The 529-nt window shown below is 49.5% G+C and carries 1 protein-coding gene; it reads right to left on the reverse strand.

Annotated features, from left to right (window positions below):
* A partial coding sequence (gene nhaD, locus R7Z50_RS30860) for a sodium:proton antiporter NhaD (protein WP_318150195.1) occupies nucleotides 1-529 on the reverse strand: 529 nt, incomplete at both ends.

Here is a 529-nt window from a genome sequence, read left to right on the forward strand (position 1 = left end):
AGCAGCACAATGCGCCTTGCGCCACGTTTTAATTCGACATGCTCGTGGATGGTATTGGGTTTGGTGTTCGGTACAAAAAGGGACATTAAAAACGCTGGCACGACATAGTTTATTAGAGAAGGGACAAACAAAGGCATGAATTCAGAGAACCGCCCGTGCCCGGCTTGCCAAACCATCAAGGTTGTAATGTCACCAAATGGGCTGAATGCCCCACCCGCGTTGGCTGCGATAACGATGTTGATGCAAGCAAGATTGACGAACCTAGGATTGTCGCCAGACACTTTCATTACCACCGCGCACATCAAAAGGGCCGTGGTTAAGTTATCGGCGATTGGAGAGATGACAAACGCCAGAAAGCCTGTCAGCCAAAACAGTTTTTTGAACCCGAACCCTTTCCCGACCATCCACGCTTGTAGAGCATCAAAGAGTTTGCGCTCTTCCATCGCGTTTATGTAGGTCATCGCGACGAGCAAAAACAGCAACAGCTCGGCGTACTCAAGTAGGTTATGTTCCAACGCCGCTTTTGCCA

Source organism: Vibrio sp. 1249-1, assembly GCF_033340495.1.